This window comes from Zarconia navalis LEGE 11467, from assembly GCF_015207075.1.
Taxonomy (GTDB): domain Bacteria; phylum Cyanobacteriota; class Cyanobacteriia; order Cyanobacteriales; family Geitlerinemataceae; genus Zarconia; species Zarconia navalis.
Window position 1 is genome coordinate 1 of the sequence record NZ_JADEXN010000241.1, and the last position, 7573, is coordinate 7573.

The window sequence follows — 7573 nt, forward strand, 5'->3', positions numbered from 1 at the left end:
ATCTTACGGTTTCCAAGCGAGTGCGGACATCGACAATGCCGACAATACCAGTTTTGGGGAATATCTCGCCGATACCCGCGTGTCTGCCTATGCCAATTACATCGCCCAAACCCTAGCAGCTTCCCGTGGTGGAGATGATACCGTTCTGGGGACCAACCGCAACGATTTATTGTTTGGCAATGCTGGAAACGATCGCCTCGATGGGATGATTGGCGACGATATCATAGCTGCCGGACGGGATAACGATGTCATTACCGGTGGCGATGGTAACGATCTGATTTGGGGAAATCGCGGCAACGATTCGATCGAAGGGGGTAACGACAACGATACGTTATTGGGGGGAAAGGATAACGATACCCTGCTTGGCGGTGCGGGAAACGACCTGCTCAGTGGGGATTTGGGCAACGATCTGCTGACAGGGGGCGAAGGAAGCGATCGCTTTGATTTCCGCGCCATTGATGGCGCGAACGTTATTACAGATTTTACCGACGGACAAGATATCATTGGACTTCGGGAGGGACTGACCTTCGCCCAATTAGCGATCGCCCAGGTGGGTAACGATACCCAAATTACGGCGACTGGCGGACTCTCGGTTACCTTGCAAGGGGTGAATGCAGGGGCGATCGATTCGACAGATTTTGCCGTGGTGTAGGGGTAGTGCCCCCGTGCCTACCCCGGCTGTCTCTGTGCTAACGGGTCAACCACGGGGGGTTTGCCCCTACTCGCCTTCTTGAGGCATGGGAACAACCTGGGCGAGTGCTTCATCGGGTAGCAACCATGGGGGGTTTGCCCCTACTCGCCTTCTTGAGACATCGGAACAACCTGGGCGAGTGCTTCATCGGGTAGAACGTAAGAACTTGCCATCAAGTCTTTATCCCAGTCGATAACCTCGGGAAACATAATTCCGGGTAATACTCGAACCGAAAATATTTCCTGGACGGCATCTTCAAATTTCAAAAAGGCGATGGTTTCTCCAGTGTCGATATTCACCACCCATACGCCACAAATGCGATCGCTCGCTTTTTGGGTAATCGGCAGACCGCTAAAAGTGGCGGTTTCTCGCACTTGAGATAAACCGATAAAGGCGATGTTTCCGTAAAAATCTAGACCTCGCGTAAAGCCGGGAAGTTCGGTAACTGTGGTGACGTTTCCCGTGGCTAAATCGACGGTTGCGAGGCTACCTTTTCCCGATTCGAGAACCCACAATTTATCGCGATACCAACGGGGGGAATGGGGCATCGATAAGTTGCGGGCGATAATTTCGCTAGTGTCGATATCCATTAAAATACCGCCGCTGGCTTTGTTTTCTCGCCAGCCGTTGGGAGTATCGGTTTCGCCCAATGCCGTCACATATTTGGGGCGATTTTCTCGCAATCCCAAACCATTTAAATGACAGCGATCGCGAAGATCGTAAGCAGTAATAAATGGTGGTTTCCAACGAGGAACGAAACTATGATTTCGATCGAGAGTACACAGGCACGAAAAGCGAGTATTGACAAACCACAATCGCTCGCTGGCATAGGCAATTTCGTGAACGTCGATATCTCCCGTAATCCGAATACTTCTGGGTAAGTAACACGCATCGTGTTTTCCGGGCGGTTCGAGTTTATCGGCGACGGCGGGAATATTGCGCAGTTCCCACAATTGATATGCCGTGCCGATCGCCATTTTTTCCCGATCGACTGCTAATCCCATCGCTCGATCGAAAACTTTGAAATGGGTATTTATCGAGTTTTCTTCAGCGCGCAAAAGAATCAATTTTCCCGCTTGATAAGTGGAGACGACCAGAGAAATTCCTAACTGTTTTAAGAGATTGGGAAAGTTGCTCGTATGGACGCTGCGCATGGGTTCGAGAGCCGGTATTTCATGCATGGATTTGTCATCTTGTCAATCGCAATTTTATCGGCAAAACAATTTCTTCAACCTATTTTTTTGAGAAATTGTACTGACGCAATTTTACGGAGGCGAGGGGACTGTTTACAAAGTTAGAACGGAAAGGAAGGTCTGCATTCTACCCGCGCGGATCGTCATCGACTCCAGTCAAGTGACAACTCCGAATTACAAAATTTTACTTCCATGGCAACGATTACTGTTACCAGCCTCGCCGATAACGTCAATGGAGACGGTCAAGTGACCCTCCGCGAAGCGATCCAAGCTGCCAATACCAACACGTCGGTAGATGGTTCCATTGCCGGAGATGCGGGAGCTGACGAAATCCAGTTCGCACCAGGGTTAACTGGAACCATCACCCTGACGAGAGGGAAACTTGCAATTACCGAAGAGCTAAGCCTCACGGGATCTGGATCAGATAGCCTAGCGATCGATGCCAATGGAGTATCTCGGGTGATTCACGTTACCCAAAACGTTCCCCTAACCGTTACCGGACTGACATTGACGGGGGGAACAGAGAACTTTAGAGGTGGGGGAATTTTGAGCGCGGGGGATATCGTCCTCAATAATTCCATCGTTTCAGGGAATACAGCGAACTTGGTTGGCGGTGGCATTGCCAGCGACCGAACAGTCACCCTCATCAATTCCACCGTCTCGGGTAACACGGCACAAGAAACCGGCGGAGGCATTTTAAGTCAAGGTGATGTCACTCTCATCAATTCCACTGTCTCGGGGAATTCTAGTATCAACGGCAGTGGTGGTGGTATTCACAGTAGCGCAAACGTTACTGTAACCGACTCGACGATCTCAGAAAGTACCAGCAAGTACGGTGGGGGAGGTCTTTTTGGTAATGGCGCTGTCACTCTGACTAACTCGACCATCTCGGGGAATACTGCTAGTAACGGTGGTGGTGGTATTTTTGGGAGTAGCGATGTCACTCTGACTAATTCCAGCGTTTTCGGTAATACAACTAATAATGGCGGTGCAGGTGCCGGTATTCTCAGTAGCGGCAACCTTACTCTGACAAACTCCACTGTGTCAGAGAATAATGCCAACAGCTCCGGGGGAGGGATTTTTGGCTTTGCCACAGTTACACTGACCAACTCTACTGTTTCTGGAAATACTAGTTCCTTTTTTGGTGGTGGTATTCTTAGCGGACAAACCCTTACTCTAACTGACTCTACTGTATCTGGTAATACTAGCGTTGAATCTGGCGGCGGTATTTTGGGCGCTACCGATGTCGTCCTCACCAACTCCACCGTATCGGGCAATACGAGTAACAATCACGGTGGCGGGGTATACACTAGCACAGGCGGAACGATCGAAAACTCTACCATCACCAATAACACCGCAGATGCCGATAACAACGGTGGCGATGGTGGTGGTATTTTCAATAAAGATAATACGCTGACCGTTCGCAACAGCATTATTGCCGGTAATACCGATATCAGTGGTGACGCGCCCGATGTTTCCGGAAACGGCATCAACGGTAACAACAACAATATCGTCGGAACTCTGACTGGAAATGGGAACGGCAATATCGGCACGGGGTTGGATAGCGTTCTAGATACTACGGGACTGACGATTGCCGATGTCCTCAATATCACCCTTGCCAATAACGGCGGTTCGACGGCAAACCACGCCCTCGTCTCCGGTTCTCCGGCGATCGATGCCTCTGGTGCGGGGGCAACGACAGACGACCAACGGGGAGTTGTCGCTGTTGGCACTCGCGATATTGGAGCCTTTGAATTCGATCCGCCCGAAATCGACATCACGGGTAACAGTATCGCCATTGCCAGCGGCGATACCACTCCCGAGACCACCGATGGAACCGATTTTGGCAGTACCAATATTGCTGGGGGAACCGTCGTTCGCACCTTCAACATCGCTAACCTAGGCAATGTCAACTTAACCCTGGACGGTTCTCCCCTCGTCGAGATCGATGGCACGGACGCTGTTGATTTCAGCGTCACCGCTTTACCCACGGCAACTGTTGGAGTTGGGGAAGATACGACATTCCAGATCGCCTTCGACCCCTTGGCTGTTGGAACTCGCACCGCCACCGTCAGCATTGCCAGCGACGACAGCGACGAAAACCCCTACACCTTCGATATCCAAGGTACGGGCATCGAAACACCTCCGATCGCACCGACTCCGGCACCGCAGAATCCGACGACTCCAACAATCCCTACAAACGGACTATCTCCCACATCACAAAATCCAACAACTCCAACACCCCCTGCAAACGAACCGTCTCCCACACCGCAGAATCCGGCAGTACCGACAACGCCCCCAAGTTCAAATCCCACATCGGAAAGTCCCACTGCCAACCCAACAGCGACACCGGAATCCTTACCTGGCGTTCGCCTCGTCCTCGATCGACTCGAAATCGTGCTACCGAACTTCCCCGCGACGGGTATTTGTGGCAACGATGAGAATAACTCGCTGCTTGGAGATGAAAATGCCAATTCATTCTGCGGCTTAGTTGGCAATGATACGATGGCGGGATTTGCTCAAGCCGATCGCCTCGATGGCAACGATGGCAACGATCTGATTTTTGGCAACACCGGAAATGACACTATCGATGGCGGAATGGGAGATGACCTCATCTTTGCCGGGAAAGACGACGATTTGGTAACCGGCGGTGCGGGAATTGATGTGATGATGGGGGATTTCGGCAACGATACCCTAGATGGCAACGCCGGAAATGATGTCCTTTTTGGCAATAGCGGCGCGGATGTCCTCGATGGCGACGATGGCGACGACGTACTTTTCGGCGGTCGCGATAACGATATCGTCCTCGGCGGTGTGGGAAATGATGTTGTGCGCGGCGACCTGGGAGACGACCTCCTGATTGGTGGTGCGGGAGGCGATCGCTTTGACTTCCGCGCGGGTGATGGTATCGATGTGGTGGCCGACTTCACCGATGGGGTAGATATCATCGGTTTGCGAGATGGGTTGACTTTTGCCGATGTGACGCTCGCTCAGGTGGGTAACGATACCCAAATTACGGCGACTGGCGGACTCTCGGTTACCTTGCAAGGGGTGAATGCAGGGGCGATCGATTCGACAGATTTTGCCCTGTTGTAGATCGAGATTATTGTCGATCCAATACTTATAGCTTCTATTGGTAGGGTGTGTTGAGACACCAATAGCACCCCACTAAGTTTACTGTGTATGCGATGCGTAAGTCCTGCGATCGCAAGTTAGAAACGACAGATTCGGAGTGTCCGGGCGATCTTCACTGCGAGATCGCCTTTGTCGTCTTGCATCCGTGGCGGAAGTTCAAAAAGGAAACCCTTGCTACCGTTGGAGAACGGGCTGTCGATGCTATGCTTGAGTGTCGCCTCCACAGAATCGCCAGCGAGTTTTGCTTGGAGACCTCACCCATTCACAGATTGGCTTGAATATCCGCCTCTAAGGAGAGATCGATTGAATCAACGTCAGGAACGAGCGATCGAGCGCGGTCGCTTATTTAATGAGTTGCTATCTACCTTTTTTTGGGACTTTATCGCCTTGTTTTTGCCCCATTTGGCTGGGGAGGTCGATCGCGAGTCGATCGCGTTTGTGGAACCGGAGGTATCGAGCCGTGACATTGTTTCCGATCGAGAGGAAACGGATTTTATCGCCCGAGTCCAGTTTCGCGATCGCCCCACTTGCTTCCTCATTCGTACCGAACATCGCGCGAGCGATCGCACCGGTTTGGCGAGGCGAATGTTTCACGATGTTGTCGAACTCGATCGACAGTACGCTATCCCAATTTACCCAATTGTCGTATTTTTAGACCAGAGCGATCGAACTTCAGAAACCAATGGATATCGAGTCACGTTTCCCGATCGGCAGGTATTAGAATTTAGCTTTGTCTCGATTTGCCTACCTCGGTTGAACTGGCAAGAATTTCGCGATCGGCACAATCCCGTTGCAGCGGCTTTGATGGCCAAAATGCAGATGACGCTGGAGGAACGCCCGAGGGTCAAAGCTGAATGTCTGCGAATGCTGACCTCATTAGACTTAAATCTCGATCGCGCTCATCTTATTTCTGGATTAATCGATACTTATTTACCTTTAAATGTTATAGAAGAACAAGTTTTTGAATCGGAAATCGATCGAATGCAACTGACAGCACAGGAGGGAATTATGGAGATTGTCACGAGTTGGATGGAAAAAGGGATCGAACAAGGAATTGCTCAAGGCATTTCCCAAGGAATCGAACAGGGCATCGAACAAGGAATTGGTTTGGGAATTGTGGTTACAGTGCTGCGACAGCTCAAGCATCGTTTTGGGCCGCTAAGTCCAAATTTAGAAAAACAAGTTAGGGACTTATCTTTAGAGCAGCTAGAGGTACTCAGCGAAGCATTATTAGATTTTGAAAGCCACGCTGACTTAGAAAAATGGCTATTTCAGGCAGGATTTCGTCAGGGATTGGAGCAGTTGCTTATCGGTCAAATAAAACACCGATTTGGCGATCTAGAATCTCCCATAGACGAACTCATTCAACAGTTACCCATCGACCAACTCGAGCAGTTGGGAAAAGCCATGTTTGAGTTTAAAAATTCTGAAAATTTAATGGATTGGTTGACGGACGATCGAAAACGCGATAATAGTTTGTAATCGAGTTAGAGTGAAATTTTAAATTCAAATTTTTTCTTTCAAATTTTAAATCAAAAATGCGCGCACTTTGACGATCTTTTAAATTTCACTTTATCTGGTGAATTCGATCGAATCTTGTTTTTTCACGAGTTTACTTTTCAGTAAATCGCCAAGTGCCATTCCACTCTTCGGGAAGCCCTAACCGCTGTAATCTCTCGATTCGTTCGAGATAAAGTTCGGCGGTTTTGTCGAGGGAATTCACCTGTAAAACTCGATTGAAAAACTCTTTAGCCGGTTCCAATTCCCCTCGGCGATAAAACTCGATACCCCGTTCGAAATCCGGTTGGGTTTTCAATTTAAGATTTCGGGTTTCTTCGGGTTCTCCATCGAGAACTTCATAGATGGAAATCGGTTCGCTTCTGCCTTTAACGATGGCTCGATCGAGGAATCGAAACTGGAATTTCTCGCGGTCGTGCATCTTCTTGACCACTTGTTCGGAAATGAGTAACGAAACGCCGTAAAACTTAGTCAAACCTTCCAAGCGGGCCGTCAAATTAACGTTATCGGAAAGGGCATCGCCTTCCATGCGCCCCGCTTCTCCCACAATTCCGACCATCACGTGACCGATGTGAATGCCGATGCCAATTTTAATCGGTCGATCGCCAGATTCGAGCCGTCGCTGGTTGTATTGTCGCACTTTATCGAGCTTGGCAATCCCAGCAATCACCGCATCGTCTGCGCGATCGGGAAACACGGCCATCACCCCATCTCCCAAATATTTGACCACCAAACCGTTATTTTTACGAATTTCGGGAGACACTTCGTGCAGGTAAGCATTGACAAAGTTAAAACTCTCCTGGGGGGTCATGCTTTCAGCCAGGGTGGTAAAAGAGCGAATATCGCTAAACATGACCGCCATTTCCTTACTGATGTGGTCGCCCAATTTGACATCGAGAATGCTTTCCCGACTCAGGAAATACAAGTATTCATGGGGGACGAAGCGACCGTAAGCGGTGCTAATATTTGCCAGTTTGATATGGGTTTTGATGCGCGTTAATAGTTCATCTTTGACTAAGGATTTGGACTGATAATG

At 49.8% G+C, this 7573-nt stretch carries 6 protein-coding genes; 4 read left to right on the forward strand and 2 right to left on the reverse strand.

Translation table 11 applies throughout. The features are described 5' to 3' along the window. A partial coding sequence (locus tag IQ235_RS13340; protein WP_319592588.1) for a calcium-binding protein occupies positions 1-652 on the forward strand: 652 nt, incomplete at its 5' end. Positions 653-792: 140 nt separating this feature from the next. Here IQ235_RS13340 and IQ235_RS13345 read toward each other — a convergent pair. Beyond that, positions 793-1872, reverse strand: coding sequence for a TIGR03032 family protein (locus IQ235_RS13345; RefSeq protein WP_264321947.1), 1080 nt, complete (start codon positions 1870-1872; stop codon positions 793-795). Positions 1873-2076: 204 nt separating this feature from the next. Here IQ235_RS13345 and IQ235_RS13350 point away from each other — a divergent pair, with 204 nt between their 5' ends. The 3 genes from IQ235_RS13350 to IQ235_RS13360 all read left to right on the forward strand — a co-directional run bounded on the left by IQ235_RS13350 (position 2077) and on the right by IQ235_RS13360 (position 6501). Next, positions 2077-4980 (forward strand): beta strand repeat-containing protein, encoded by a 2904-nt coding sequence (locus IQ235_RS13350; protein ID WP_264321948.1) that lies wholly within the window; start codon positions 2077-2079, stop codon positions 4978-4980. A gap of 92 nt (positions 4981-5072) precedes the next feature. Beyond that, positions 5073-5297, forward strand: coding sequence for a hypothetical protein (locus tag IQ235_RS13355; protein WP_264321949.1), 225 nt, complete (start codon positions 5073-5075; stop codon positions 5295-5297). A gap of 25 nt (positions 5298-5322) precedes the next feature. Further along, on the forward strand, positions 5323-6501 hold the full coding sequence (locus IQ235_RS13360; RefSeq protein WP_264321950.1) for a DUF4351 domain-containing protein: 1179 nt from the start codon (positions 5323-5325) through the stop codon (positions 6499-6501). A 130-nt stretch (positions 6502-6631) separates the two neighbouring features. Here the strand turns inward: IQ235_RS13360 and IQ235_RS13365 are convergent. Beyond that, positions 6632-7573 (reverse strand): adenylate/guanylate cyclase domain-containing protein (locus tag IQ235_RS13365; protein WP_264321951.1); only part of this gene is annotated, 942 nt, incomplete at its 5' end.

Bases quoted from the DNA above. Each gene is read 5' to 3' on its own strand.
- IQ235_RS13345 (WP_264321947.1), bottom strand. From the start codon at position 1,872: ATGCATGAAATACCGGCTCTCGAACCCATGCGCAGCGTCCATACGAGC.
- IQ235_RS13355 (WP_264321949.1), top strand. From the start codon at position 5,073: ATGCGTAAGTCCTGCGATCGCAAGTTAGAAACGACAGATTCGGAGTGT.
- IQ235_RS13350 (WP_264321948.1), top strand. From the start codon at position 2,077: ATGGCAACGATTACTGTTACCAGCCTCGCCGATAACGTCAATGGAGAC.